The organism is Oculatella sp. FACHB-28 (assembly GCF_014696015.1).
Lineage (GTDB): Bacteria > Cyanobacteriota > Cyanobacteriia > Elainellales > Elainellaceae > JAAUTN01.
The window spans coordinates 41,384-68,245 of sequence record NZ_JACJPJ010000021.1; the positions used below are offsets into that span (position 1 = coordinate 41,384).

General features: G+C 47.3%; 20 protein-coding genes, 1 pseudogene and 1 CRISPR repeat array. Of the genes and pseudogenes, 12 read left to right on the plus strand and 9 right to left on the minus strand.

The genetic code is table 11. The features are described 5' to 3' along the window. Positions 1–103 precede the first annotated feature (103 nt). Both cas1 and cas2 read left to right on the plus strand, forming a co-directional pair. Positions 104–1,099 (plus strand): CRISPR-associated endonuclease Cas1, encoded by a 996-nt coding sequence (cas1, locus tag H6F88_RS01080; RefSeq protein ID WP_190640906.1) that lies wholly within the window; start codon positions 104–106, stop codon positions 1,097–1,099. Positions 1,100–1,111: 12 nt separating this feature from the next. Continuing rightward, on the plus strand, positions 1,112–1,387 hold the full coding sequence (gene cas2 / locus H6F88_RS01085; RefSeq protein ID WP_190640926.1) for a CRISPR-associated endonuclease Cas2: 276 nt from the start codon (positions 1,112–1,114) through the stop codon (positions 1,385–1,387). 183 nt (positions 1,388–1,570) lie between these two features. Beyond that, positions 1,571–3,000: a CRISPR direct-repeat array (repeat unit 36 nt; unit sequence GTCCCCACTCGCTGGGGAAATCAGTTGAATGGAAAC). Positions 3,001–3,221: 221 nt separating this feature from the next. On the opposite strand, the gene H6F88_RS01090 is transcribed toward cas2, so the two are convergent. From H6F88_RS01090 to H6F88_RS01100, 3 genes are read right to left on the minus strand one after another with little or no spacing between them, the layout of a single operon-like run. Next, entirely contained in the window at positions 3,222–4,289 is a 1,068-nt protein-coding gene (locus H6F88_RS01090) for a PDDEXK nuclease domain-containing protein (RefSeq protein WP_190640907.1), read from the minus strand. Positions 4,290–4,321: 32 nt separating this feature from the next. Beyond that, positions 4,322–5,257: a ParB/RepB/Spo0J family partition protein gene (locus H6F88_RS01095; RefSeq protein ID WP_190640908.1), complete on the minus strand. Its 936-nt coding sequence runs from the start codon at positions 5,255–5,257 to the stop codon at positions 4,322–4,324. Then, on the minus strand, positions 5,250–5,894 hold the full coding sequence (locus tag H6F88_RS01100) for an AAA family ATPase (protein ID WP_190640909.1): 645 nt from the start codon (positions 5,892–5,894) through the stop codon (positions 5,250–5,252). The genes H6F88_RS01095 and H6F88_RS01100 overlap by 8 nt, the downstream gene beginning before the upstream one ends. Positions 5,895–6,180: 286 nt before the next feature. Here H6F88_RS01100 and H6F88_RS01105 point away from each other — a divergent pair, with 286 nt between their 5' ends. Then, the gene (locus tag H6F88_RS01105) at positions 6,181–6,780 is read left to right on the plus strand and encodes a hypothetical protein (protein WP_190640910.1); all 600 of its coding nucleotides are present in this window, start codon (positions 6,181–6,183) and stop codon (positions 6,778–6,780) included. Between the two features lie 395 nt (positions 6,781–7,175). Continuing rightward, positions 7,176–10,991 (plus strand): NACHT domain-containing protein, encoded by a 3,816-nt coding sequence (locus H6F88_RS01110; RefSeq protein WP_190640911.1) that lies wholly within the window; start codon positions 7,176–7,178, stop codon positions 10,989–10,991. A gap of 25 nt (positions 10,992–11,016) precedes the next feature. Here H6F88_RS01110 and H6F88_RS01115 read toward each other — a convergent pair whose 3' ends face one another. Together H6F88_RS01115 and H6F88_RS01120 are read right to left on the minus strand one after the other, a co-directional pair. Beyond that, positions 11,017–12,987 (minus strand): hypothetical protein, encoded by a 1,971-nt coding sequence (locus tag H6F88_RS01115; protein ID WP_190640912.1) that lies wholly within the window; start codon positions 12,985–12,987, stop codon positions 11,017–11,019. Between the two features lie 572 nt (positions 12,988–13,559). Beyond that, entirely contained in the window at positions 13,560–13,742 is a 183-nt protein-coding gene (locus H6F88_RS01120; protein ID WP_199318517.1) for a hypothetical protein, read from the minus strand. A 424-nt stretch (positions 13,743–14,166) separates the two neighbouring features. Here H6F88_RS01120 and H6F88_RS01125 point away from each other — a divergent pair, with 424 nt between their 5' ends. The 5 genes from H6F88_RS01125 (at position 14,167) to H6F88_RS01145 (ending at position 16,835) form a co-directional block, all read left to right on the plus strand. Further along, positions 14,167–14,454 carry a hypothetical protein gene (locus tag H6F88_RS01125; RefSeq protein ID WP_190640913.1) on the plus strand — a complete coding sequence of 96 codons (288 nt, stop codon included), beginning with the start codon at positions 14,167–14,169 and terminating at the stop codon, positions 14,452–14,454. Positions 14,455–14,503: 49 nt separating this feature from the next. Further along, positions 14,504–14,824: a helix-turn-helix transcriptional regulator gene (locus H6F88_RS01130; protein WP_206756416.1), complete on the plus strand. Its 321-nt coding sequence runs from the start codon at positions 14,504–14,506 to the stop codon at positions 14,822–14,824. A gap of 73 nt (positions 14,825–14,897) precedes the next feature. Then, on the plus strand, positions 14,898–15,554 hold the full coding sequence (locus tag H6F88_RS01135; RefSeq protein WP_190640915.1) for a hypothetical protein: 657 nt from the start codon (positions 14,898–14,900) through the stop codon (positions 15,552–15,554). Beyond that, positions 15,551–16,240, plus strand: a complete 690-nt coding sequence (locus tag H6F88_RS01140) for a hypothetical protein (protein WP_190640916.1) — start codon at positions 15,551–15,553, stop codon at positions 16,238–16,240. Before H6F88_RS01135 ends, H6F88_RS01140 begins: the two co-directional genes overlap by 4 nt. A gap of 88 nt (positions 16,241–16,328) precedes the next feature. Further along, positions 16,329–16,835, plus strand: a complete 507-nt coding sequence (locus tag H6F88_RS01145) for a hypothetical protein (protein ID WP_190640917.1) — start codon at positions 16,329–16,331, stop codon at positions 16,833–16,835. Positions 16,836–16,951: 116 nt separating this feature from the next. Here H6F88_RS01145 and H6F88_RS01150 read toward each other — a convergent pair whose 3' ends face one another. Further along, positions 16,952–18,055 carry a hypothetical protein gene (locus tag H6F88_RS01150; protein WP_190640918.1) on the minus strand — a complete coding sequence of 368 codons (1,104 nt, stop codon included), beginning with the start codon at positions 18,053–18,055 and terminating at the stop codon, positions 16,952–16,954. Positions 18,056–18,808: 753 nt separating this feature from the next. After that, on the minus strand, positions 18,809–20,365 hold the full coding sequence (locus H6F88_RS01155; protein ID WP_190640919.1) for a hypothetical protein: 1,557 nt from the start codon (positions 20,363–20,365) through the stop codon (positions 18,809–18,811). Between the two features lie 357 nt (positions 20,366–20,722). On the opposite strand from H6F88_RS01155, the gene H6F88_RS01160 reads away from it, so the two are divergent. Continuing rightward, positions 20,723–22,099, plus strand: coding sequence for a tyrosine-type recombinase/integrase (locus H6F88_RS01160; protein WP_190640920.1), 1,377 nt, complete (start codon positions 20,723–20,725; stop codon positions 22,097–22,099). Between the two features lie 409 nt (positions 22,100–22,508). Here the strand turns inward: H6F88_RS01160 and H6F88_RS01165 are convergent, their stop codons facing one another. Together H6F88_RS01165 and H6F88_RS01170 are read right to left on the minus strand one after the other, a co-directional pair. Next, positions 22,509–23,123, minus strand: a complete 615-nt coding sequence (locus tag H6F88_RS01165; RefSeq protein WP_190640921.1) for a 3'-5' exonuclease — start codon at positions 23,121–23,123, stop codon at positions 22,509–22,511. Between the two features lie 84 nt (positions 23,124–23,207). Then, entirely contained in the window at positions 23,208–24,920 is a 1,713-nt protein-coding gene (locus H6F88_RS01170) for a class I SAM-dependent methyltransferase (RefSeq protein WP_190640922.1), read from the minus strand. A gap of 483 nt (positions 24,921–25,403) precedes the next feature. Here H6F88_RS01170 and H6F88_RS01175 point away from each other — a divergent pair, with 483 nt between their 5' ends. Further along, positions 25,404–25,937, plus strand: a complete 534-nt coding sequence (locus H6F88_RS01175) for a thermonuclease family protein (protein ID WP_190640923.1) — start codon at positions 25,404–25,406, stop codon at positions 25,935–25,937. Positions 25,938–26,097: 160 nt separating this feature from the next. After that, positions 26,098–26,862: pseudogene (locus H6F88_RS01180) on the plus strand (hypothetical protein); the annotation flags it as partial.

Below are 26,862 nucleotides of genomic sequence, written 5' to 3' on the forward strand. Positions count from 1 at the left end.
AGAATAAGGTTGTACTAGTCGTCACAAAATCCGTAAAAACCACACCTGAAAACAACCGCTCTGCTCTTGAGTCTCTATTACAGATACTTGAGAAATGAGTTTTATGGAATCACTTTACATTTCCCAGCAGGGTTGTTATGTGTCGTTACGGCAGGATTGTGTTTTGGTGAAGCAGGGTAAAACTGTCTTGCAAGAAGCACAATTGCCAATGCTGGAGCAAATTCTTGTCTTTGGGCAGTCGCAACTGACGACGCAGCTAATTCGGGCATGTTTATTTCGCAGCATCCCGATCGCTTATCTCTCTCGAATGGGGCGCTGTCATGGACGAGTCTTGCCTGTCACAAGTGGCTATCGAGCACTGGCACGTCAGCAGTATGGATTATCGAGCGAGGTACGATTAGCAATTGCAAAGCAGATTGTAAGCGCGAAGCTCAAGAATAGCCGGGTAATTCTACAGCGACAGCAACGACGGCACAACAACCCAGCTTTATTAGAGGCAATCAATCAGTTAGAGCAGGTAGCACAACAGGTACAACAAGCTGCTTCAACTGAGCAGCTAATGGGCTATGAGGGGGCAGGGGCAGCAAGCTACTTTGGGGCATTTGGTGCCTGTATTGACCATCCAGAATTTGTTTGGGTAGGGCGATCAAAACGCCCCCCAGGCGATCCACTCAATGCAATGCTGAGTTTTGGCTATCAGGTGCTGTGGAATCATCTGTTGAGCTTGATTGAGATACAAGGACTTGATCCCTACGAAGCCTGTTTGCACCAAGGTAGTGAGCGACATCCAGCATTAGCGTCAGACCTGATTGAGGTGTTTCGATCCCCGATTGTAGATTCATTAGTGCTGTATTTAGTGAATCGGCGGATGGTGAGTGTAGTTGATGATTTCGACTTTCCAGCAACAGGGGGATGCTACTTAAATGAGTCAGGACGTAAAAAACTGCTGATAGCATTAATTGGGCGGATGGAGGAACAACAGCAGGTGTCTCCTGGAATCAGAGTTCCTCGTTGGGATTTATTGAATCGGCAAGTGAAGCGATTCCGGCAGTTCATCACTCAGACTACGCAAAATTATGAGCCATATCGAATTCGGTAGAAGGGTATGATGATGTTGTTGTATGTCGTAGCGTATGATATCTCGTGCCAGAAACGCCGAACGAAGGTGTCTAATGTGTTATCTGCTTATGGGCAACGGGTGCAATATAGTGTGTTTGAGTGTGTGCTACAGCTACAACAATTTCGTGAATTACGAGAGCAATTGGAGCAGATAGTGAAGCCGGAGGATAGCGTGCGAATGTATCCACTATCTAGACATACAGTAAGACAAATTGAAATCTGGGGTGGAATACCATTAACGGAGCGGCAGGGTTCGATCGTGGTGTGAGGGTGCGAGGCTGAGAGCGTTGGTGCCAAAGCTAGGTTATCTATTGTGAGCCTCGATAGCAGTTCAGGTAAGGGGTTTAATAGGTTTAAAGGAAGAGCGGATACTGGTTATGTTCTCGATTGGAATTGAGGCTCGCAATTGGAGTTTGGACACTTTACAGACTTTGGCTTTAGAGTATAAGGGGTCCCCACTCGCTGGGGAAATCAGTTGAATGGAAACCTAATTCAGGCAATTCGCTCTGGGTCAACTGAGCAGATTTGTCCCCACTCGCTGGGGAAATCAGTTGAATGGAAACAACTTCTATACCTCCTATACCTCCTACACCTCTTACGTCCCCACTCGCTGGGGAAATCAGTTGAATGGAAACCAGACCCAAGCCAAAGCGCAGGCGTTATGCAAAATGGTCCCCACTCGCTGGGGAAATCAGTTGAATGGAAACTTTCCGGGTCACTATTTGCCCGCTTGGGAGAATTACTTGTCCCCACTCGCTGGGGAAATCAGTTGAATGGAAACACGTTAACTGTAATATTCATCGCAAAATCACCTCGGGTCCCCACTCGCTGGGGAAATCAGTTGAATGGAAACCAGTTGCCGCGTCTTCCACTTTTCTTGATCTCCTGAGTCCCCACTCGCTGGGGAAATCAGTTGAATGGAAACTTGGCGTGACCGAGGCAGAGCAGAGTTACGGCATCCCGAGTCCCCACTCGCTGGGGAAATCAGTTGAATGGAAACGTACATTAGTTAGATCTCCAAGTAAAGGATATATCAATGAGTCCCCACTCGCTGGGGAAATCAGTTGAATGGAAACCCGATAGTTTTCCAGGTGAAAGCTCTGTCAACCCGTCCCCACTCGCTGGGGAAATCAGTTGAATGGAAACTGTGCTACCTTTTCCCACTCAAAGATGAGTTGACCGGTCCCCACTCGCTGGGGAAATCAGTTGAATGGAAACTCTCAACGAAACCTCTGAATTCTGCTGTAAATCCAGGTCCCCACTCGCTGGGGAAATCAGTTGAATGGAAACTAGACACCCCTTGCCTTGAATCGGCGTGGCAGTCCAGGTCCCCACTCGCTGGGGAAATCAGTTGAATGGAAACTAGAGTGAGGGCATATCTACTTCTGCCTCACCGTTGGTTGTCCCCACTCGCTGGGGAAATCAGTTGAATGGAAACTTACACTGTTTACAGCTATTCAGGGTAAACATCGTCAGGGTCCCCACTCGCTGGGGAAATCAGTTGAATGGAAACTTTAAGTGCCTTTCGAGTAGTCTTTGCCATAATAGTCCCCACTCGCTGGGGAAATCAGTTGAATGGAAACTCATGCACCCTCGGTGCTTTGGCAGTTGTTCTAGGGTGCGAGTCCCCACTCGCTGGGGAAATCAGTTGAATGGAAACACATATTTTTCGACTAACGTAAAACGCATGATGTTACGTCCCCACTCGCTGGGGAAATCAGTTGAATGGAAACTAATCTTGTCTTCCTGGTAGCCGCGATAGCGGGCTATCCGGTCCCCACTCGCTGGGGAAATCAGTTGAATGGAAACAGCACACGCTCAGCCATTCCTTTCTTCAAGAACACAGTCCCCACTCGCTAGGGAAATCAGTTGAATGGAAACTTGAGAACGCGAACGCGACCGCCTCTTTTTCAACTTGCTGCTCCCCAACGAGTAGAGACCAGCAAGTTGAATGGAAACAAATTACGTTGTTGCTATATATTGATTGCCAGGAGGGTTCCGGAGATATTCCACGTAAGGAACACTTCATACGGATGCTTCTTATCTAGTATTTTTGAATAGTCCTTAGCTATGAGAGTTTAGAAGATAAGAAGCTGTTGAACTTAACCTGGCTCATCCTCCACATTACTCTTTTCAACTACAGCAGCCACAGATTCAATCTCATGCTGCAAATCTTCAATTGAGGGAAGCTTCTCCTTAAATTCCTCTGGCAACGCAGCTGTAGTGCGGTAGGTAGAAACACTAATCGGTTGACTCACGCCACGAAGAGCATATTCAACTACAGCCTTCTTCTTAGAACGACAGAGAACGATACCAATGGTGGGGTTATCAGACGGACGACGCAATTTGTCATCTATAACATTGACATAGAAGTTGATCTGTCCTGAATACTCAGGCTTGAAGTCTGTCGTCTTCAGCTCAATCACCACAAAGCAACTAAGTCCAAGATGATAAAAGAGAAGATCAACGAAAAATTCATCTCCTTCGACCTCAAGGCGATACTGAGCACCGACGAAAGCAAACCCAACACCCAGCTCAAGCAGAAACTTCTGCATATGCTCAACTAAAGCACGCTCCAAATCTCGTTCAAGAGCCTTTCCACGTAAATCTAGAAATTCGAGGTTGTATTCAGATTTGAGTAGGCTTTGGGCAAGGTCAGATTGAGGCGCGGGAAGTGCTTCCTGAAAGTTTGTTAACGCACCTCCTTGACGACTATATAAATCACCTTCAATCTGATGAATGAGAACGCTGCGACTCCACCCATTCTCAATTGTCCTCTGGATATACCAGATTCGTTGTTCTGAGTCTTTTACTTTGTCCAAAATTACGCAATTATGCTTCCAAGGAATTTGTCCACCAAGCTGGTGGACAAACTGTTCGTCTGGATAAGCCTCCGCAAAAGCTCTCATATAAAGAAGATTAGTGCGTGAGAATCCTGTCATATCAGGAAACTCCAAACGCAAATCCCTAGCAAGCCGTTCAATGACCTTCGCTCCCCAACCTTCTTCTTGCTGACGCTGAAGAATTTCGCGTCCAATCTGCCAGTAGAGCAGCACTAACTCTCGATTAACAGCTAAAGCTGCTTTTACCTGAGTGGAACGAATTCGTTCCTTCAGATGCCGGAAGAAATCATCGTAATCATCAGGGAAAAGGGAGGTTTGTTTTGGCATAATCAAACGTTCTTAGCAGCCCAGCACCAGTCCTATTCTTTACCTGTCAAACGCTCAAGCTCATCCAGCAACTTGGTAATCCGATCGCGCTTCTTGCGGTCCTCCCAAGCTTTACTCTTTTTCAGTCGCTTAGCCAGTTCCCCCATACGATCGACCAATACCTGTTCCGGTGCTGGCTCTGAAACTAAATCGACCTTTGACTCTTTGACCTTTGCTTTAATCTCAGTCAAGGAGAAACCCAGGGTGATCGCCTGCTTTAGGAGAGCATCTCGTTGTTGCTCATCCTTCACACGAGCGATTATGCGGGCTTTGGTGTACTCCAGCTTCCCTTCCCGTAAAGCCTCTAGAATATTTGGCGGGAGGTTGAGAAGCGGCAAACGGCTGCTGCGGAAGGATTCAAGGTTGAATCTTCCCAGTTCAACTAAATAAGACTCAATCTTTTCTAGTTGAAGGGAAACGTTTTCCTTCAACTCCTGATTACGGTTTTTTGCGTTTGCTGCTTGGTAAATTACTGACTTTACGTCATCCGCACTAATATCAAGGGCGATCGCTAGCAGCTCCAGAACCGCTTCAGTTTCCTCAACTGGATTAAGGTCATCTCGTTGGAGATTCTCGATCAGAGCAACCTGAAGGGCTTCTTGGTCAGAGAACTTGCGTGAAACAATTGGAATTTCAGTCAACCCAACTTCTCGGGCTGCTCGCAACCGACGCTCCCCTGCTATAAGCTCATAATTTCCGTCACCTAGAGGGCGAACCAGAACTGGCTCTAGAACACCATGTTCTTTGACAGATGCCACAAGCTTTGCCATTTTGTCAGGATCAAAATAACGACGAGGCTGGCGCTTAGCAGGCAGTTTGATAGAAGTTAACGCAACAGATGTAGAAGGCTGCTCCGACTGAATACTATTGGGATCAGTCATAAAACGTTTCATCACAGCATCACTCAGGCTTTTCCGCTCCTTAGCCATTGAGAACCTCCATCGCCTGCTTAAACAGGCTCTCTAGCTCACGCCGTGCCGTTCCTGCTGGAGTTCCACTCATATCAAACACAGTCGATCCCTGACCAAATGAATCGGTAATGATTTGCCTCTGGTGGACAATTGTTTTCAGTAAATCAACATCCTGAACCTGTTGTAGAACCGTAAAGGCTTCATCCTTCAGCTTGGTTCCCTTAATTGCCTTATTGAGAAAGAGTGCTGCTTTGGGCAATCCACCTCGAATTGCCTTCGCCTGACGGACAAGCCGCACAGTATCCGAGGCACTGGCTAAATCCACCCCTGCTGGTTGACAGGGAATTAATGCGAGATCTGCCCAGAGCAAAAGCGCCCTGGTTGTTTCACTGAGCGTGGCGGGACCATCAACTAGAAGCCATTCGTGCTGGTCAGCGAGTTTTGGTAATTGATCCAGCAGTTCGTCTGGGTCTTGTAGCACCTGGAAGGGAATCTCATACTCTAAGGACTCCAACCAGATTGAGGAGGTTTTTTGCCCATCCGCATCCACTAACAAAATTGGTTTCTTTTGGCGCTGCAACCAGCGTGCCAGGTGGACAGCAATCGTAGACTTGCCTGCTCCCCCTTTCTGATTTACTACGGCAATCGTGGGCATGAAGTAATTCGGAACAACAGAATAAGTTTATGTCAAATCAGGTGAAGGGAAACGTTTACCTTCAGCAAAAATTGCAGTCAAACAAAGCAGCAACTGAGTAATATTATGTGGTGAATCTTGGGAAGGGTAGTCTGCAAGAACAGAGCGAATAGCGTTCGGTAAAGCTAACAGTAAGCAGAATTCTAGTACAGGAGGGTCTCTAAGCCTGTCTTATTCAAAACCCTGCTTCTATACTCAGAAGATAGAGGAAGTATTTTTGCCTCACGGACAGATGGGAGGGAAAAACATGGACCGGGGATTTGGAAGTGTACAACCGAAGCAACGTAGTTCTCGGAAACCTGCATCCCAGAAACTCCAGAAGAAGCAGACTGACTCCCAACAACGACAAGCAGAAATTAGAGAAGAGATAGAAAACTTTTTAGAGCAAGATAGACAAAAGAACCCTAACCAACACACCCTAGCTTGGCTAACAGGTGTCTATAACCCGTTGAGCAAAGGAGCAGAGGACAACGCTCGATTTTTAGAGGCAGACGAAGAGGAATGGCTCTTCCTCGCCAAAGAAGTTGGTTGGCTTCAGGTTGAAGATGAACTTGACGCAATTTACTTCACTGCTCCACCACCAAACTTTGACCCAGCCCAGGCTGACTGGTATATCCGCCCTGACCTCACCACTTGGTTGGAAGAACCCCAATTGCTGAAGGAAGCGATCGCTAAATATCCAATTCCGACTTATCTCATGGCAGCCGCAATCAAGCGGTACACTAAGCCGTTAGGATGGGACACCAAGAAGGTGGAGACATTTATTCAGGAGCATACAGATCGCCCCAGTTCAGATATGACACTTGCAGATTGCACAGCCGTTTTACTTGAGCTTCAACGCCTCTAAAGCCAATAACGATGTGCAAGCTGGTGTAGTACAGGGGGAGCAGGGGTACTTCCCCTTGAGTGTGCATGGAACCCCTGCTTCCCCATACTTCACCCAATAGATTTTGTGCCTAAATATACAGGTAGAACTCATCATCTGCCTAAAAGCGGAATGGGAATATACCTGCCGTGCTGGAACTACAAAACCTTTTCATTTTGAAGGTATTCTTTCTACTGATGTTGCTAACAGCGGAATCAAAGGTATCTACCAATACTGAACTACTGAGATCGGTAGTTTTGATGTTATCAATACTTTTGGATCATCAGATATGCATGGCAATGCTTAGGAATGGCTTCTAGATCATTGGTATCCGTAATTTACAGGGTTAGACATAAGGAGTTTTAGGGGTATAAGGTATGCTCATTCAGCGGTTGTCCCAGACTCTTCAATTAGCCAGAACCCAGTTTAATCGCCATCTGCTCCTGAACCTGTTTACTCTAACTTTCGCTGTTTCCATCATCTTTGGTTTAGCAGCTTCAAGTTATTCACAAACTGGAAGCTCATCATCAACGGATGGGTGTTATCAGACTCCCCAGGATTTGTGTGAGGAAATCAAGCAATTAGCCAGAACCGATGCTGATGATGACATTGCTAGGAGAACCCCTTTTGCCATTGATCGGTTCAAATCTTTGCATCCTAATTGGCAAACAGCACCATCAAGGGCAGAACTTGACATTAGTAGGATTTACGATGCCACATACACTCAACAGACTGAAATCAACCAACGGGATCCCCAAAAAGCACTGGAAAGGCTATTTGAAAACGGACCCGCTGTTATCCTGTTAATGGCCATTGCTGCAATTGTCGGAGCATCTTTCAAAGAAACGCTCACTAAATGGATTACAGGTTTCTTTACTGCAATCAATGATTGGATCTACGCCCAATATGCAGGTAGCAAACTCTTCCGGAGTGTGGCGTTGGGTCGCTACCGTAAAGCTTTAGTTGAAAAATACCAAAACCTGCATATCCCGTTTCGTACCAATCGTGCACCGCTAAACATGAGTGAGGTTTATGTGCCTCTCAAGGTAGAAGGCTCCAGTGCAAATGACCAAATTGACGCTTACGAAGCGATCGCCCGTCATCACCGCTTGATGGTCAAAGGACCTCCAGGGTCTGGAAAATCTATGCTGCTCAAGCATCTTGCCCTATCCTATGGTCGGGGACAGTTGGGCAATCTTCCAGAACAACCTGTACCCGTCCTGTTAGAACTACATCGCCTGAACGATTCAGCATTAACTCAAGAGGGACTGATTCAGGCGTTGATTGAGACGTTTGAGCGCAACGATTTTCCGCGAGCTGACCGATTCGTCAAACAGAGCTTACAGCAGGGCACGCTGATGCTGTTGCTGGATGGTTTGGATGAAGTGAATAGTGCAATTCGGCAGAATGTGGTGAGGCAAACTAAAGACTTACTGGAACAGCACGATCGCTGCCGTGTCATAATTACCTGTCGAACAGCAGTTTATCGAGGTGAATTTGATAGCCTTACCCGGCAAACCCTGGAAGTGGTTGAGTTTAGCGACCAACAAATCCGCCGATTTTTAGGGGCTTGGGAACAGGAGATGCCACCAGAGAAATCGGTTGATCAACTGATCCAAACCCTGAGAGATCGTCCTCGCATTATGGCATTGGCTCGCAATCCCCTATTGCTCACCATTATTGCCTACCTTTATACCGACACCTCATTTATCCTGCCCCATTCCCGCTCAGAATTCTATCAACGCTCTACGGACATCCTGCTGGAGCAATGGCAGCGGGACTTTAACCACTATCGAGGTAGCGACAAACGTCGAGTCTTACAGCATCTCGCCCTTTACAACCTGGATCAAAGTCAGCAGGACCATCAAGATCGCCGCAGCCTGGACTATGCAACAGTACTAAGCCAGATTCGAGAAATTTTGCCCAGCTTAAACCGCAGTCCTGAAACCGATACCCTTCTCATTCTGGATGAAATTGTGGAGCGGAGCGGATTGTTTCTAAAGATTGATAGCGGCGATCGCTATCAGTTTGCTCATTTGACCTTACAAGAATACTTTGCTGCTGCTGCTCTGGTAGACGACCTCAATGGACTGGTGACACGATTCCAAAAAGACCCAGACACCTGGCGAGAGGTGGTTAAGCTGTGGTGTGGACTGGCAGGAAGTAGCACTCAGTTGATCGAGGCAGTTCATTCTATTAATGCCATCACTGCGTTGGAATGTCTGGCTGATGCTCAGCAGGTCGATCAAACCCTTGCAGAATCGATCATCAACGAGTTTAAAGCCAAACTTGGCAGAACAACCCAAGACGACATCCTGATCCGGGCATTTGGGTCCGTCGCTGCCGATGCCCGTCCTCGTGGTCAGGCAATATTCAAATTTTTAGAGACAACCCTCGCCAATTCTCAGGAGGCTACCCGTTATCCTGCGATCGCCGCTGCCCTTTCCGCAACTAACCTGCCCTACGCCGCTAAAGTATTGGCTCGTTACTACACCACTATTCCAGCCGCTCGTGAAGCATTAGTGCGGATGGGCGATTTAGCCGTTCCCGAACTGGCTACTCTAGTTAAAAAAAACCAAGCAACCGCTCTGGCAGACTTGTTTGCGATCGCCACGCCCGATGCAGCGATCGCATTGTTACCACCCCTTTGGCAGCAAGATACCAGTCTGGCTAATACCGCAGCCTGGTATCTTGCTGCATTACTTCCCCAAGCCGGAGTAGAAGATGCACTCCGAGAATACCCCCTCGAAACATTGGTAGACAGAGGCAAGCTATTAGAGCTGGAGCACTATTGGGAGAGTTTCGCGATGTGGATCTGGCAACCCTTCCCAAATTCTGAAGAATCTCATTTACCTGAAATTATTGGTCGAATTGCCTATGAACTCGTTTATAGCAAGTTCCCCAACCCACTTCCTGATACCACACCCACACTAGATCCCCGTCTAGTTGTTCCGCTCTGCACCATTGAAACAATTAACCAACTCACGTTTCCAAAACGCTGGGATCTCGAACATGCAGAGGCACTTCTATCCCAATCCAACCAATCACCTGGTATAGAACAAAGACAACTTACCTACCTGGATCGTGCATTAGGAGAACGGAACCGATCAACTCGGTGGCGCGTACTCCTGTCCGGCTTACCTCCCAGATTACAACTTGGACTGCTAGATTGCTTAATGACCGCTCAACGTCTACCCACTCAAACCGACTGGCGTAATCTCTTTCGATCCCTTCAATACGATTTACGAACAGGCTGGCATTACCGAGGCGTGCTTTACATTGCAGCCCTCTTTTCGATAGTTGCCATTTTCGGCATATTCAAGGTGTTCACCGATCAACCCACTCATTTAATGAGTGGATTAAGTGCTTTTTCAGTCAGTATTTTGATGGTGTTTTGGTTAGCCCTGCGACGGGGGATTGAACACCCTTGGGAACCAATCATCTTCACTAAACTTGGTTTTCTAGGACTGATGACGTTTGGAAAGGAAGCTTGTCAACTATTTCGTACTCGTTTAGTCGGACCTGAAATCGAATGTTTGTTTCAAGCTATGACAAATAATAATGCTAGCGTTTTCGCTGCCGCTGTCGGTGTCATTGCCGCTGTCGGTGTCATTGCCGCTGTCGGTGTCGCTATCGCTGTCGGTGTCGCTATCGCTGCCGCTGTCGGTATCATTGCCGCTGGCACTGGCGCTGTCGGTAGCGCTGTCGGTGGCGTTTTTGCTGCCGCTATCGGTGTCGCTGCCGGTGTCGCTGCCGCTGTCCGTGTGGCTGATGCTGTCGGTGTCGCTGCCGCTGATGCTGTCGGTGTCGCTGCCGCTGCCGCTGGCGTTGCTGGTATTGGCTTGGGGATATGGTACTCCCTTAAGTCAAAATCAGAGCAGCAATGGTTCAGCTTTGTTACAGTGCTGGCATTCCCCTGGTTCTGCTGGCTACCAATCACCCTAACCTTCGCCACCGTTGGCTTCCATGCGTTACTCAACCAGTACTCTCCCCTCAATCTCTCAATAGGGATCTCAATCCGGCAGCAAACAGTTTTGGTGGAAGTACTCTTAATTAGTATCGGTAGCGCGCTATGGCAGCGGGGGTATTATCTAGACCAAATAGCTCACAACTCCCTGCAAGGTGGCATTGTGGAGCAAGCGCTAAGAGCAGCATGTAAATTACCACCAATCCAAAAGGAACTCAAATCATGATTCTGATGCTAAACAAAGCTCATTCTCAATAACTTCGATGTAACTGTTTCAATTGTCGCAGTAGGAGAACTAACTCTCCTAAACTCAGTTCACTCCGCGTTTTTCCACTGAAGTGTTGAGCAATCCAAATAGATTCCAGTTCAGGAGTCCAATCCAACCGAGCGATTTCAACCTCAATTGCATTCAAAACACACCCCCCGGATTCGGCTGGGGAAGCAGTTTGATCTCCTGATACAAACGCTTGTAAAGGAGTGTCGTGACTGCGAGGAGGAAAAGAAGGCGGAGAAGAACTTAGCCCCGACAACTCGAGAGACTGCTGAACAAAGTCTTCTTGAATCAGACTAGGGCGATCGCCACTCCGCTGCTGTACCTGGCGGAAATAATTCTCGTCTGGTGAAGGTTGAGTGGAACAACTCCGTTGCTTAGATTGCTGGCTCTTAGTAGCAATCTTGCTCAAAATCTCCCGAATCAGTGCTGGTCCTGGTTTAGTAGCTGAACTACCGGGAGCTTCGGCGAATTGTGGCTCCGGGGTGGATTGGGAATCATCGGAAGGATTACCTGCGGATCCCCCCCCAGCCCCCCCAACAGCCTGGAAATCAGTTCCCGCTTCTCCTTGCGCATGAGGCGCAGGAGAAGGCGGAGATAAAAGCTTATTGGTAGCGATCGTGTGGTATTCCTCTCTTGGTAAGGATTCTGAACAATTTGAATCCTCCAAATTTGGTTCGATCGGGTGGTATTCTGCTTCAGGTAAAGAATTTAGGGATTCTGGGTGCCACAAATTCCGGTTTTTATCCAGTGTTTTATTAGCAATTCCATAGCCTCGAATAGCATTTCTCCGAGCAGTTGCCTGGACTGGTAAAGCATTCTTCTCAAGCAGATTGGCGATCGCCTGTCGGATTCGCTCTTTGGCATCCTGTGCTCGCTTTTGATTTGGCGTTAGTTCTTCCGGCTCCAAGGGATTGCGATCGCCTCCTGAAGGCAGGGGTTTCTTTGAGCCATACGGGTAATACCGCCGCTCGGCTGCCCGTGCCCAGGCTCTAGCGAGTTGATCCACCTCATGCTGGTGTCCACAGAACTCCTCAAACCCAGGAAGGGAACGGATTACTTCAGCAATTCTATGGGCTAAAGTCTCGCCCTCTAAAGGTTTACCTCCATAGATGGCGTGATAGAACACCCGCTCCCGATTCGCAACTTTCGCAAAGAGAGGTTGAGTCTGTCCTGAATCGGTAAAGCCTCCGTCAATGTCGTTGCAAAGGTCACTGTAATACTTCTGTCCAGATACCTTTAGCTTTCTGCTGTAAGTTTTGCGTTGGGCAACCTGTACAACGAGATCAATGTTCTGCCGAGATACGGAGTTCTTGCGCTGAGCAAACCGCCACTGCTGAACAAAAGCAGTCTGGGTGGTGAAAACCCGCTCCCACTCCTGATTGAGCAGATAAGCCCCCTGCTGGAGCGGTAGTCTGTGTCCGGTGTAGTTCGTTTGAGCGTCAGAGTAGGGCTTAGGATTCGGGAAGATTTCAAGCTGCCCTCCCTGAAACTTAAACCCTTTGTTCTTCAGCAACGTTTTTGCAGCCAGGGCGAGCGCCCACGAAGCCTGGGCTTCTTCAAACGGGAAGTAGAGATGCAGCCCACCACTGCTGGAGCTGGTGACGGCAACGAAGCTGGCTAATCCCAATGGCTCTAGTGCCTCAACCATATTCCAGATTGCAAAGGGATCTTGTTGAGGGTGGTAGTCGCTACGAATGTCGATGTCGAACATGAGGTATTGAGTGAGCGCCCCAAACCGCACACCGAACAGATAGGCTCCCTGCTGGATGGTGCGATCGCTCAAAAGATGTCGACTTTCAGTCTTCCACTGCGGGCGTTTACCTGGCTCAGGGTGTTCTGCCCAGAGGTAATCACCGCGATGGGGGAAAAGTTGAAGAAAATCGTCGTTCCACTCCCGAACGAACTCGAAGCGTTGTGGAACAGGGCGTTGTGCAGGGGAGGCGATCATGATTCACCTCCCCGCCAATTAAGCAAGGAGAAAACGTTTCTCATAAGAATCTCCGATGAGTGACTTTTGGTTGTAGCGAGTTAAAAAGTCACCGGAGTTGCTTACCAGACAAGCAAAAATTGCATAAAGAATCTTACTGGGACTTGCAACTTGATCCCAAAATGCTAATATTTACTTGCATGGCAAAATCTCGTCATGCAACGATGGATTTGCCTAATAGGCTTGTCCAGGATACATACCGATCAACACAGCGGCAGAAAGTTTTCCACGCTTACCTCACCGCTTGTGTGCCATAAACTCGGTGACTTCAATGAATACTTCGTGCGACCCCTGACTGGTACCAACAGTTGGGGGTTCAAACGTTTTTGGGCACCCTCCTTATCAACTTCCTACTCCTATCAATAACGAACCTTTAACTACGAATCTGGCACGTCACGCAATAGTACAAAAGAACTATTTAGTAGTGCCTTCCCGTTATTTTATTGAGTCTACCCCCTAGATATAGGTTTTTGAGGATCAAAAAAGCTCAAAAAGGCTCAGAATTTCAACAATCATTCCAGCCGCTAGTAGCCTTACTTTTCCTTTTCCTTTTTCGGGAGGTATTTTTCCCGAAACTTTTCCTTCACTGCAATTTCTACAAGAAATGCAGCGAGGTTGGCTGTTGGTCTTCCCTCGCCTTCTGCCCATACTTCGAGGTCATCAAAGATGGAGTCAGGCAGGGTGATCGTTGTACGTTTGCTCATTTCAGGCAGCATAGATCCTCCAGCAAATATTAGCTCCTTCGTGCTAAAAAAAGATTGATTGCATCTTATTAGCACTAATACTATGCTATTTATGCTGATTATATGCTATTCCTTTGTGTGAGGCTAAGTTCTGTGAACAAACAGATCTCTCCCGCCCGCTTCCCTCCCGAACGAGTTGCCGGAAGATCCACCACCCAAATTTCAACTAGGACAGTACAGGTGTTGTGTGCCCAGCTTCGACTACGGGAGAATCGTTGGAATTGTGTATGGCAATGAGGCAAGCGTGAAGGCTGAGGGCCATCACTATGCGATCGCAAGGACGGTCTGAGCCAGAGAAGAATGAAGCTGACAAAAGCTCACCGATTTAATGACAGCAGAGCTTTGAGATCGTTACCTGAACTACATCGGCATCACCTATTGATACAAGCAGATTGTTATGGCAGAAACCCTAACCTCATCTACCGAGTTCTCTTTACCCCTACCCGAGAAGTTTCCACACAGTACCTCTGCGCCTAAGTTCAATCTAGGAGACCAGGTCTGCTGGCATCCTCTACCCAGTCAAGACTTTGGCACCATTGTTGGATTGCAATATGCCCCAGCCAGTCACCTGAAAGCTTGGTCATGGCGATATCTTATTCTCCTCTCCCCTGCTAGTCCCTCTCGTGCCTGGGTTCAAGCTGACCTAGCCTGGGAGGACGACCTTCGCTTGCCAGGATTTCCCTAACAACCCTCGCCCTCATTCAGCCCACTGCTGTTGCTTTGGAAGAACAACGATGAGCCCTCGCAACTTGGGACAGCATGAACTAAGACTGTTCCATTTCTACACCCACTGCAAGCTGCAGATGTCCCATCTTGATTTCTATGCGAAGTGGGATGTCACTCATGCTCAGATGGCGCAGATCTGTGGCTGCTCTCAACCCACAGTAGACCGCTGGTTTGCCGGGTCGGGCAACTACCGCCCGCCTGAGCCTCTCTACTTACGTCGGCTTGCGGAGATGGATTTGCTTTGGGAGAAATACTACAAGATTCCCCTCGCTCTCAGGCGACATCTTTGCCCGATGCTCCGCACCAATGGGAAAAAACCGTCACCGTGATAGGGAAGGTTTGCGTTGTGGAAGTCTAGAAACCTAGTGTGAAGGTTATTCGCTTATTCTCATCCTCCACCCTATGCCGATTCAAATCCATCTAGAACGTCGCTGTTGCCAAATCTCCTCGCTCGAACAGTCTCTCGCTAAAGCGGCGGCGAGCAGGTATACGATGCGCTTCCAGTTGCAGTCCCGACTTGCGGTTAAGCAAATGAGCTACAGCTTAGCTGCTCCCTTGCAGATTGAGGAGAACCTCTTGAAACGGATGATCACTAAGTATTCTGAACAGTTGGTCTATCGACCACTGGAGGAACTGCAGTACTGGTTTACTTATTCCTGTGGGGCTTTCTTGGAACCGGGCTATCCTCCCTTGTTCTATAGCCGCACCGAGAATAAGGTGGTGGCTCCGAATAAGAGTGCCGTGGCAGGGATTGGAGAGGGGATTGCGGGATTCCTGACCCAGCGGCTCTACCGCTGCCGCAAGCTTGCCCGCCCCAATCACGACTATCCCGATATTGTGATGGAGGGCGACGGCAAGATCTATCTGGTGGAGTCCAAGGCAACGACTCAGTCTATTGCTGAGGTTAAGCAGGTGATTGAGGAAGAGTTGATGCGGATGGCAGCTTATACATCTGCTTGTGCTGAGTTAGATGCTCAACCGGTCGTGGGGATATTGGTAGGCACGGCATTAATCAGCGAGAGCCAATACTATTGCTACCTGACAGAGGTGGGCGTATGAGAGTCAAGGTGTTGTCTCAGGAAGAGTTTGTGTTGCAGAACGTCGTGGCGATCGCCCGTTGCCTGATGCAGCGAGAGGTCGAGCAGCACAGTAGCGCTCTGGAGTTGAGCCTGGTCGAACTGGTACGCGAGCAGATGCGAAGCCTATCACGGGAGAGTGAAGGTGATCAGGAAGCGAATTTATTAGAAACAGCGATCGCCATTGTCCAAAAGGGGGTGCAGGGGAGATTGCAGGAGGATAGTGTGCAGTTCAACTTCGATTCCTACTTAGCGAGTGTGCGAAGGACGTTAAAGTTTCCTGCCAGAGAAATCGCCGAGTTGGGCGAGCGGTTGAAACAGTCGAGGGAGATGCAGCGACTGGGGGAGCGAAGGAGGTTGATCAGTCAATCTCAAGTGCCGTTTGAGGTAACAGAGGTCGGGCTACGAGGTGCGATCGAGGGGTTGTTTGCTTTTCCGCTAACGGAAGTGTGCGTTGTTGATGTTGGGCAAGTTCAACCTCCTTATCAGGTGAAGGGAGAGTGGTTTCCTTTTCTCGTGACGGCGGAGTCTCTAGAGTTTGTGGTGGATGATGACGGCAGCATTTTTGTTGCAACCGAAAACCTACCTGAACGGCTGATTGAATTAGCGGGAGAGGGGTTGATGGAACTGGCAAATCAGTTGTATGGGCATCCTGGAGCAAATCTATAGCAACTATTCTGATTCTTTCCCTTCCTCTAGTACTCGCTTTGTGACTAGCTAACTCAATGGCTACCGATAGACTTGCAGTGATGACCTAATGGAAAAAGCTTTCAACAACAGCTCATCCCACATTTGGTATATTGCAGTCCCGTCGAGTGGCGGATTTACAGAACCGCAGTTCCATTTTGGTGAACGTGTCCGCTGGTCATTGGAGGAACAAGGGAACTTGTATCAATTGACTGGAAGGATCGTGGGAATATGGTTTTACAACAACTGTTGGAATTACGATATTAATCTAGATCTTGCTCACATAGAAGAAATTGAACTAGAAGAATGTGTAACTTTACAAGATGTAGACCTAAGTTTAGTTTGCGATGAGTGCGCCCTACGGGATCAGCTAGATCCATTATGTGAGTGGTTGCCGACACAACGAGCGGCAAAACGGCTGGGGCTATTACCAGAGCAATTACGGCATCTTAGGCAACAAGGAAAATTTATGCAGGGATATCACTGTCGAGATGCAAGCGTACCCGGTAGCCGCAAGCCCTTATGGCAGTGGCATATTGGACGCTGTAATGAGGCATTGGCAACTCGAACGCAATGATCGTCAGTTGAATAGCTTGGCACCGTATCCAAGAGCTATGAATTCTGATGTCAAGTTTGAAGAGGATGTAGGAGTCTAAAACATGGATGTCCAAATCTAATCATGGCATTGAAGGATCAGATCTCGTAGTACCAAGCTTTTCGAGTACCTCTTCCACCCCTTAGCTCTGGAACTACTCCTAGCCCATAACGGGCATAAGTTTCAGGTCTGATCCGTGGCCGGGATAATTTTGCAAGCGCTTGGTCGTCACCTTCGAACCCATGTTCTTTTGCAATCTTCATTGCTTCTTTTGGTAGAAGCAGACGTTTGCGAACTCCGTTGACCACAACATATCCGTCTTCCACGTCGATTTCAGCATTGACTGAAGACTGTGATGGTTGAGAATGAGAGACATCTGCTTCTTTGTTTTTTGCAGAAGAATTTGGTTTAGAGTTTGTGTTAGGAGCCTCACCTGCCTGCTGCTTAGAAGTTGATTTTTGAGCAGAAGGCTGCGAAGAATTTTGCAAGTTCGTTATTACTTGATTAAGTATTGTAAATTGAGCGGCATGTTGGTTGAGGCGATCGCTCAGACGAGATTCCACTTCAGTCAGTGCTGCCGTGAATTCAGACTGCTGATCTGTGAAGGACTGTTCTAGATTACGTGCCTGCTCATTCTGGTGAGTTAGCTGATCTGCTAACTGATCTTTAATATCTGCTAACAAATCAGCTAGTTGCTGTTCAATCTGCTTGCTTAGCAACTGCTGTTGATTCGCTAGCTGATTTTCGACTTCCGTTAAACGTGATTGAAGAGCACTGTTGTCAGCTGAAGCTGCCTGATTAGAGGGCGTTTGTCTAGTAGAGGCTGTTACTTGCCAAGAATTGTCTGCTGTCAGAGTGTAGCGTTCCAACAGCTTGATAGCATCCAAAAGCCGAATTTCTAGCGAAGCGATTCGATTTGCTAGCGCGGAGGTATCTAACATTGATACAACAAGCCGCTCCAAGTTATCAACTCTGTAGCTGTGCTGGTAGCTCTCGGCTGAGTTTAAGTGTGGCGCTGAGGAAGTAGTCGTTCTGCTAGATGCTGATGGGCTTTGCGCTTCTATTTTATCGGCTGCAAGATACTGATTGATCAGCTCTGTCAGCACTTTTGTTACCGTAGAATTTTCTGCTTCTACCTTCGCCTTGAATGATTCATGAAGCTCAGGGCTGATCCTAAAACCGATTTGAGGAGGGTTAGTCATAGTTGGGAAAGAAGTATTTGAGTTGATTTAGCAAAAGCTAGCAGGAAGCAAGGGTGTAACTGAAAATTTGGTAATTACTGATCTTTTGCTAGCAATCTTGCTTACCCTTGGTTAAGGGGTGGGACACAGATGAAAAAGCTTATAGCCCCTTCTCTTAAAGCTTTTACTCTTACGGGTCTTTTCGGGTCGTAGATAATTACACCGCTAATCTAGCATGTGCTATCTAAATTTAAGCACTTTACCCATTAAATTTAGAAGTTGCTTGTACAATTTTTGTGCACTGACTAGATGTAATGCATGGGTATTGTTAAAAGCTTTCAGCTACTTTGTAATTAGGCGGAATACGTCTTGCCACAACTTAAATCTGAGTACAAATTGGGTACATTCTGAAAATCTTTGCCATCTTTTCATTTCAGAACTGCCATACGGCAAGAGTTTAATCAACACACAAGAAAATAATTCCAGTTCGCCCTAGTATTCAGGATTTTCTAGTTTGCTATTACTGAATGGGTTTTAATGAGTTTTACCGTAATTCACCGAAATGCTTGTTCCGTCGTTAGTGTAGCTTCTTGCCTTACCCAGGAAGTTTCAGGATTTGAGTACAAATTGAGCCCAATATTTTCGGTCAAATGCTTGTTGAACTCCTATAAGTCTACGTTTGTGGGCGCAAGATCACGGCAATGAGTCTACTGAAGCAATCTCTTTAGCTTGTTTGGATAATGCAGCAAATGCCAGCAGTTGTTGGTAGAAAGATTAACAGTTCAGATGTACTGAAGCTTGTACCGCTAGCTCAGCTGCTTTGCTAATAACTTCTGCTGTTTCTAGATTATCTAAAGCTTTATCATACTTCCTTGAAACGACCGCTTTGGACAAGATATCTCTTGCAAATAGCAGTCTAACCTGGTGAGGGCTGACTAGTTTGCCAGTTATTCGAAGGAAAATATCGCGAATAAAATGGCTTAAATCTGTAGGATTCTCGTATTTCTTGCCATTTCTTTTCGTAAATAGATATGGATGTTGAGGTTGAAAAGTTGATCTAAGACCTTTCTTGCTTTGTAGTTCGTCTCGTTCATCTAAATATGTGTACTCATTCAGCCACCTGCTTAAGTAATGATAGAAGCAACAATCTTTTCCGTACTGGATATTCGGGATTATGAATTGATAATCAGGAGAATCAATAAACTTGCCATTTCTGCCAAGGACGCAAATGTACCATTTTCCGCTATCTGTGATCAGATAACCGCTACATTCCTGAATGTGTGATGAGTTGATAGGGGCAACTAGCAAATCTCTGTAGAAGTGTTGTCGCTGTGGTGGAACGTAAGTCATTAAGGCGCAAAGCAGGAAACGTTGGTAGCTTTGTGCAATCGCTGATAGGGATCGGACTGGCCCCAAGCCAATCCGCTGTTTGCGTGTTTGTCTCTCAACTTCTAGCCGTTCAACACATTCTGCTCGCAACATTTCAACAACCGCCAAGACTTCTGCCCATGTTGACATCGTTTCTACAGAATCCGATCTTGCTGATTGAGACGTAGCCTTTTGAGCTACTTGAGCTTGCCACGTAGCAATTTCTGCATCAAAAGCTTGAATGACTGGAATTTTCTCAAACCACTCCCTAGGTGGTAAGGGTTCATTACGCGGTATCTGGTTGTAGTGAACAAACCAAGCAATGGATCTAAAAATTTTGAGATTTGACAACTCAACCCGTTGGGTATTTAGTCCCCTTCCACCTTGCTTAGGTTCTGCTTTTAGCCATTGGATGTAGCTGTAGGCTAAAGCAACACTTTCTTGCGCTCTCTCTGTTGCCTCTTCATATGATTCTTCAAAAGCTGTCTTGTCACTGGCATGAATTAACTTAACAGGATGTACAAGGCGGGTGAGGCTTAAATCTTCTTGTGGAACTCCTTGAATTCGATGTAGCCATCCTAAAATTAGACGAATGCCTGCAACTTCCCTTTCAAGAGTTGAGGGTTGAAAGGCGGGTTGAAATACCTGTCGTGGTGAGTTCAACCGAAACAAATGAAACTCTGCGATCTCCTTCTGTAGAGTTTCACTAATCACATCTCCTACGACTGCTCCAAGCCCATAGCGATATGGTTGGAGGAGTTCTCCAGTACCATCAGTATATTTCTTTTGGGTGTGCAGCTCTCGAGCTGAACGCTTATGTCGCCTGTTGCCATCAATAAAAGTGGTATGAGGAGGTAATTGCTCCTCATACCACTTCTGCTGATGACACCAGACGAGAAACTGCTTGAGCGCAGAGCGGTAAGTTCGACGAATCCTATCGGGTACTTGCTGCTGTTCAAACACTTGCTGCTGTGCCTGTAAAGCGTTCCGAAGCTGCTCTAAACCAATTCGTCCCATTAAGCTAAGAGCCCGCTCTGTCTCAAACTCAGTTACTTTGTTGCTTTGAAACGCTGGTAATCCCCATTCAGGTAGGGTGTAGCGGATTAAAGCTGTTTTCGTTTGAGTCAATTTAGTGCGAGCCTGCTTCTCAGGTTGATTAGCCTGAATCTCGGACACGTACAACTTCCAAACGTCCAACAATGATTTAGGGGGAGTGCTTGTACTCACGTAGGAAACTAACGACAAGTTGACTCAAAAGAATTTTGTTTTACGAAGTAACAAAAATTAACTTGTGCTATCTAAGGCACAAGAGGTACATTTATGGCAAAGAAACTAACTTGTGAGAAGAGGTACCCTCTTCTTTTAAATTGTATTCCTCAAGCAGTCATTAACACCAATGACGGCAGTACGATGCTGCAAGCGTTCTTTTATGGCAAAAAATACCCCTTGTTTTGCTCACTAAATATAAGTATGTCCAAAATCACGCTTCCAACCAGAAACGGAATCTTGCAGTATAGCTTTTCCCGAAAGCTTTCAAGAGAACTGTTTAACCAAGAACAATACCGGATCTCAGCACAATTGGAGAACACACCCGAAAACCGGATCAAAGCGGAGGGAGTAATCCGAGAGATGATCCTTGATGCTTTAGCAGGTCATTTTGACAAGTCTTTGGCAAAGTATGGTCTGAAAAAGCAAAAAGAAGCGATCCAATCGGAAAAGCCCTTTTCTCTGAGCGAGTTGATTGAAAAGCGTTTGGACTTTAAAGTGCTTGCGCAATCAACTCTAAAAAGTAAAAGGCGACTTTTTTCTAATATCTTGACCGAATCGCAAACTACAGATCCTAACGAGCTCTTCAACTGGACGAAAAAAAATCGTGCAGCTAGCACTGCCGAAGATTTTTTTTCGTTCATGAAAGACGCAACGGATTGGGCAATTGTGCTTGGACGATCTCCTTTTGGCGAGCGCAATCCTTTCATCGGAATATTGATAGAAGCAAAAAAATTACCAAAGGGCGAACGTAAGCCCAAGAAAGGCTTTGTGCCAGGTGAGCGCGAGGATACTGATCCTGAGGAATTTGAAGACTGCCGTGCATTTTCGGCAGAAGAGCGAGAAATAATACTTCAAGCTTTTCTACAGTCAACCTACTCCTTCATAGTTCCTTTTCTACGCTTCTTATTTCTTACAGGATGTCGTCCAGGGGAAGCCTGTGAGGTCCGGTGGAAGGATATATTTTTGGATTTGAAAACCTGTACCGGAAGAATTACATTCTCAAGAGCCTATAGCCCTGAAGGAAATGAAATAAAGTGTACGAAAACCGGCGTGAAACGAAAATTTCCGATTCGAGATCCAAGATTGTTTGATCTGTTGCGCTCAATTCAACCAACAGATGCAAAACCTGATGATTTAGTATTTACGTGGCGTAATGGAGATCGCGTCAAAATCCGGTCTCTAGCTAGAATTTGGGGAGCCGCTAACCACAACGGAAAAATTGGAATCGTTCTGCAACTCGCGAACGAGGGGAAGCTTCGTACTTACTTAAGGTTCTACGCCTGCAGACATACGTTTATTACACTGCAACTTTTTGCGGGTCCCAAAAATGTTGTCATTTCACTGGCTAAATGGGTTGGCAATTCTCCAGAGACAATATATAAACATTATGCAGATGCTTCTGAGGAAATTTTTCCAATGGAGGTCTAATAATTTGCAGGCAATGCGCCGCGAGGTTTAAGCTCCCCTGGAAACCAACGCTTGTGTTGAGCGAACCCCGGATGTGTTGACGCAGAAGCGCAGCGAGTACGTTGCTCCCAACGAAACAGCCATACTGAACACCTGTACAGAGCCAGCCAGATTCCGCACTTCAATCCCTTCAAAACTAAGAAGATGAACAGTACTGGAGGTGGAAGGTGGAGCCGTCATAGCTTGAGTTTGGATGTGTTTATGCCATCATGCTAAACCTCTAAAAGACTGCTGATTTGGCACCTTCCTCCATTAGCTCACGGGCGAGCGCTTTACCTAATGGTTAGAAACGTTCTTCAATAAACTAGAGAAATGCCGAAGCAGCTATCCTGCTGATTACCCATAAGAACAACTTGGGTTGATTGAAGAATTACGTTTCCGCAAAGAATGTTCCACTGCATCGAGGACATTGAACATCACCTCGTCTACACACAGGAACACGCAGCTTAGCGCTACACAGTGAGCAGGAGATGACTGTTTTATCATGACAAGTCCTCTGCGGTTGATGGGCTGAAATCACAATTCGGGCACAAGCTTCTGCATCCGACAAAGCTTCGTGGTGATCCAACTGAATTCTCAAATACTCACAAACATTAGGCAGTCTAGTAGGGCGAATGTCCCAGGTTCTCCGAGCAAGTTGAACGGTGCAGATAAAAGGTTGCGGGGGTCGAGAAATTCCATAAGCATCACAGCAGGCGTACAGAACACCTTTATCAAAGGGAGCATTATGGGCTGCTAAAAAATCTGCATCATGCAGAATCGGAGAGATAGAATTCCACAATTCACCAAAGGAAGGTTGATCCGCAACATGACACCACGCAATGCCATGAATGGAGGTGAACCGAAAGGTTGACCGAGGTGGACGAATCAGATGATGCACCCGTTGCACAATCTGGTCGTTCTCCACGCGAATTAATCCGACAGAACAGGCACTATCCCTGCCGTTATCTGCCGTTTCAAAGTCTAGAGCAACAAAGGTTGTCATTATCAATCATTCAGCATGAACGCAAAGCTATGATCCCATTCACTATCGTTCCCAAAGGAGGACAAATACCTGAGAGAAAGCAGTCTAACCTGTCCATTCTGGCACCTGCTGATCGTGCTTCAGTCTTACCTGCTGCATCATCATGCCTGTAAAGAGATCGTCCAGGGTGAATGAATGGGCTACGTCAAATAGCCCCGGCAGGCTGGCACGCGCTTCACTAGTAAAACGTACAGGTATCAGGGGATTAATCGCTTGAAGATAAGCTGCATCCCACCAGAATTGAACCCGTTCCTGGGCAGAGCGCAAAACTTTGGCACCTGGCAGGCGATCGCGCTTCTGGTGTTGATTCACCCCGCGATCAGAAGGCAGCAAGTTCCACAGGTCATCACAGGACCAGGCTGACCAGGGGAAACAATGGTCAATGTCCAGCGATTGTTCGCTTAACCGCTTGCCGCTCCAGACACAGAACAACTCCTTGGAGTTCAATAGCTCGATTGCCCGTTGCCGTGCGACTGTGACATCCCGGCTCGGGTCTGACCAGGTCATGGCGGCTGCAATTTCTGCTTCGTTGAGGGGTCGCCCCTGCCCGGATGCATATCCTTTCATCAGCCGAATCCACTCCGCGATCAACGCGGGCTCAACCCAGACCTCAAAGCGCAGTAGGGCTAACCAGATATGTTTCGGGATGAGCAATTGCCCGAAGCTGGCAAGGTAAGCGGTATCGATCAGAATTTCAGTGGGCGTGAGCAGCCGGGAGCTGCGATCGACTTTGAGGATCTGACTGCCATTGGGGTAAGTCAGGTAATGAGCAGGCATCTCTGTGATCGTTTTCACGGTTTCCTTCAACGCCTGATGCAGACCTTTGGCGGCTGTACCTGAGAACCGCGCACCGATTCGCAAGTCCAGGTGGGAAATAGAACTGAGTGACCTGAATCCCTCTCCAGCAAACCCCAACCCTTTAGCTCCTCGGTTCGTTGGACTCTGGGGCAAGTCCGCCTGAAGTAGAGGTTTGAACAGGCGAATCCAGTAGAGGGCAACCAGTCCCAGTGGAACACTGACAGACTCGTCGTCCAGGTGGTGAGCGGTTCCAGCCGTGCTGTCTGCCATCCGGCAAAGGGTTCGCAGAAGCGCCAGTTTATAAGTGGACGATTTGGAGTCGTTCAGAATGATGTGTCGCAGCAGGGGCAGGGCACCTGTGCCGTCATCGGGCAGGGATATCACAATCTTCGTCCAGGTGACATCCGATCGATTGAATTGATCAGACTCCTCGACCTTGCGGACAATTATTGCTCCATGCTCTCGTGCCAGACGTTCAATTTCTTCCCAGCTCACCTCATAAACCTCACGCTCTGCTTCAGCTTCCCCATGCCGTAGGGTGATTGCCAAAAGTCCACCCGGTTTCAGCAGGGTGATTATCTTGCGGAATGCCCGTGAGCGCTCAGTCGATGGAATGTGCATCCAGACAGCACTGAGGAGAATGAAGTCAAATGCCATGCCCAAGCGGTGAACCTTTTGCAACGCCGGGAGATGGTCGTCAATCCAGCGAATTCTGGCACTGGGATGGAGCCTTTGCCCTTCTTCTCGCATGGCAGCCGCTGGTTCAACTGCAATTACTTCATGTCCTTGATCCGCTAACCAGGCTGCATCCCGACCGCTACCGGCTCCAATGTCCAGCACCAAACTGGGGCGAGCGGGGATGAGTTCAAGCAGCCAACGATGAACAGCCTCTGCTTCAAGGCTCTCATAGCGCGGGATGACAGCAGCAGCATGTTGCTCGTACCACTGGATTGAATTCAAAGCTGAATTACCTCACCTGGATCGTCTGCTTGCAGCCTGGACTCCTTTGTCTTAGCCGTGCTGATTCAGTTAAATCACAAATCCTCGAAACACTTCCAGTTTTCTGTAGATCGAAAATATGGAACAACATTTAGGAAGGGGTAGTGCATTTACGTGAAGGACAGAGAAAAAAGCGTAGTTCTGGAAGCCTTGCTAGGCAGAACCTCTAGAGATTGTGATGACTCTCTATCCTTACCGTAGATTTGCCGCTCTCTCTGCATTGCAGTTCTCATTTCTAGCCGGGTGTCGAGGAATAAGCCTCAGCTAAACTCTTTCGGCTGACGCTTGAGAAGCCACAGTGAGGGGCAATTGCTCAACCTGCACTTCTTAAAGAAACTGAGCAAGTTTTTTGTTGAACAGAAAGTCCTTCGTGTGATTGGGAAAAATGGACATTAGGCAACCTGTAATCGCCAAAACACCCGCAACAAGACAGGGATCTACGCAATGAAACCGATCAAATGGGCTTTGGTGCTGTTATCGATCAGTGCGATCGCGACTTCATTAGGAGTGGGGTGGCAGTTCTGGAGGCAATCGCAGGGGATTGATACCGAGTACTGGCAGGCAGAGGAAGTCATTGACGGCGACACGTTCACAGTCCAGCAGGGTCAGACGGCTGAAACCATTCGGCTCTGTGGGATTGATGCGCCGGAGTCGGAGCAGCCGCTTGGGGCGAAGGCTGAAGCCCTGGTGAGAGGATTGGTTGAGGGGGAAGAGGTCGGCATCGTTCCTGTAGAGCGCGATCGCTATGGTCACCAGGTTGCTGAGGTATTCGTCTCTGGGGGCGGTGAGGAAGAGACGTTTGTTCAGCAAGAGCTACTGATGGCAGGGCTGGCTTACGTTTACCCGGAGTATGTGGAGGGTTGCCCCAATGGTGAATCGATGCGAATGGCGGAAGCGATCGCCCAGGAGAATAAGGTTGGGGTGTGGTCGGGCAATCATCAGCGCCCTTGGGAATATCGTCAGGCACAGCGGGAATAATCACAGGGTAAACAAAGCGTTTACGTTTTCATAGAACACCTTGGGCGATCGCTCTCTATGCTGGCGATCGCTTTTTTATGTTCTCCTACAGTTTCAAATTTCAGCTCTAACTAGGGAACTCTAAAAGCTAAAGTCGCCATACCAAACCCACTTTATCCCTATGACAGCCTCACAACCTCATCTTTCTGAACTTGCAAAGCAAGGGGATATAAAAGCGATCGCTACTTTGATAAATTTTCGGCTCCAGCCAGACAACATAATTGCTAAGATTTCACTTAAAGATAGTTGTTTACATGTGGTGCTAGAGTCAACCGAAGTGCCAAAGCAGCAGGTTGTCCTATTGATTCAGGAAGAGGTAAGAAACCTAAAGTTGAATCTATCGGGAAAGATTAAGAGAATAAAGGTTTATGGACGGCGGAAGGATACTTTTGACTCTGCTTGGAATCAGGAGTTTGAAGTAGAAAAGCAGGCGAATTTATCTTGGTTAGCGCCGAAAAAACTAAAGAAAGCTGCTACCCGACTAACATACAAAACCCTTTTAAGCAGAAGGGGAAGCCTTCAGATGGGTGGACTTGTAATTGTTTTAGCTATTTTTCTTATAGGCAATGGCTTATCAGTGGTTTCACACCAAAAACTTCAAGTTCAATTCGATAGCGTTAAAAGAGAAATTGATGCAAGTCTTCCTAATATTAAAGAAATGGAGTCTCGTCTTAGTAAAATGGATTCCCACTTGAACGGACTAGACCAAAAAATTAAATTTTCAGAAACATATATTAGATCAATGGAGCAAAGATATCCAAATGGTATTCCTGCATCCCTATACCAAAGTTATTCTGAATTAATAGATGAACATAATACAACTATCACTTCTTATAACAGTGCCTTAAGTGAGTACGAAGCTTTTTACTCAAACTACAGTTTTGCA

Bases quoted from the DNA above. Each gene is read 5' to 3' on its own strand.
- cas1 (WP_190640906.1), top strand. From the start codon at position 104: ATGGAATCACTTTACATTTCCCAGCAGGGTTGTTATGTGTCGTTACGG.
- cas2 (WP_190640926.1), top strand. From the start codon at position 1,112: ATGTTGTTGTATGTCGTAGCGTATGATATCTCGTGCCAGAAACGCCGA.
- H6F88_RS01090 (WP_190640907.1), bottom strand. From the start codon at position 4,289: ATGCCAAAACAAACCTCCCTTTTCCCTGATGATTACGATGATTTCTTC.
- H6F88_RS01095 (WP_190640908.1), bottom strand. From the start codon at position 5,257: ATGGCTAAGGAGCGGAAAAGCCTGAGTGATGCTGTGATGAAACGTTTT.
- H6F88_RS01100 (WP_190640909.1), bottom strand. From the start codon at position 5,894: ATGCCCACGATTGCCGTAGTAAATCAGAAAGGGGGAGCAGGCAAGTCT.
- H6F88_RS01105 (WP_190640910.1), top strand. From the start codon at position 6,181: ATGGACCGGGGATTTGGAAGTGTACAACCGAAGCAACGTAGTTCTCGG.
- H6F88_RS01110 (WP_190640911.1), top strand. From the start codon at position 7,176: ATGCTCATTCAGCGGTTGTCCCAGACTCTTCAATTAGCCAGAACCCAG.
- H6F88_RS01115 (WP_190640912.1), bottom strand. From the start codon at position 12,987: ATGATCGCCTCCCCTGCACAACGCCCTGTTCCACAACGCTTCGAGTTC.
- H6F88_RS01120 (WP_199318517.1), bottom strand. From the start codon at position 13,742: ATGCTGCCTGAAATGAGCAAACGTACAACGATCACCCTGCCTGACTCC.
- H6F88_RS01125 (WP_190640913.1), top strand. From the start codon at position 14,167: ATGGCAGAAACCCTAACCTCATCTACCGAGTTCTCTTTACCCCTACCC.
- H6F88_RS01130 (WP_206756416.1), top strand. From the start codon at position 14,504: ATGAGCCCTCGCAACTTGGGACAGCATGAACTAAGACTGTTCCATTTC.
- H6F88_RS01135 (WP_190640915.1), top strand. From the start codon at position 14,898: ATGCCGATTCAAATCCATCTAGAACGTCGCTGTTGCCAAATCTCCTCG.
- H6F88_RS01140 (WP_190640916.1), top strand. From the start codon at position 15,551: ATGAGAGTCAAGGTGTTGTCTCAGGAAGAGTTTGTGTTGCAGAACGTC.
- H6F88_RS01145 (WP_190640917.1), top strand. From the start codon at position 16,329: ATGGAAAAAGCTTTCAACAACAGCTCATCCCACATTTGGTATATTGCA.
- H6F88_RS01150 (WP_190640918.1), bottom strand. From the start codon at position 18,055: ATGACTAACCCTCCTCAAATCGGTTTTAGGATCAGCCCTGAGCTTCAT.
- H6F88_RS01160 (WP_190640920.1), top strand. From the start codon at position 20,723: ATGGCAAAGAAACTAACTTGTGAGAAGAGGTACCCTCTTCTTTTAAAT.
- H6F88_RS01165 (WP_190640921.1), bottom strand. From the start codon at position 23,123: ATGACAACCTTTGTTGCTCTAGACTTTGAAACGGCAGATAACGGCAGG.
- H6F88_RS01175 (WP_190640923.1), top strand. From the start codon at position 25,404: ATGAAACCGATCAAATGGGCTTTGGTGCTGTTATCGATCAGTGCGATC.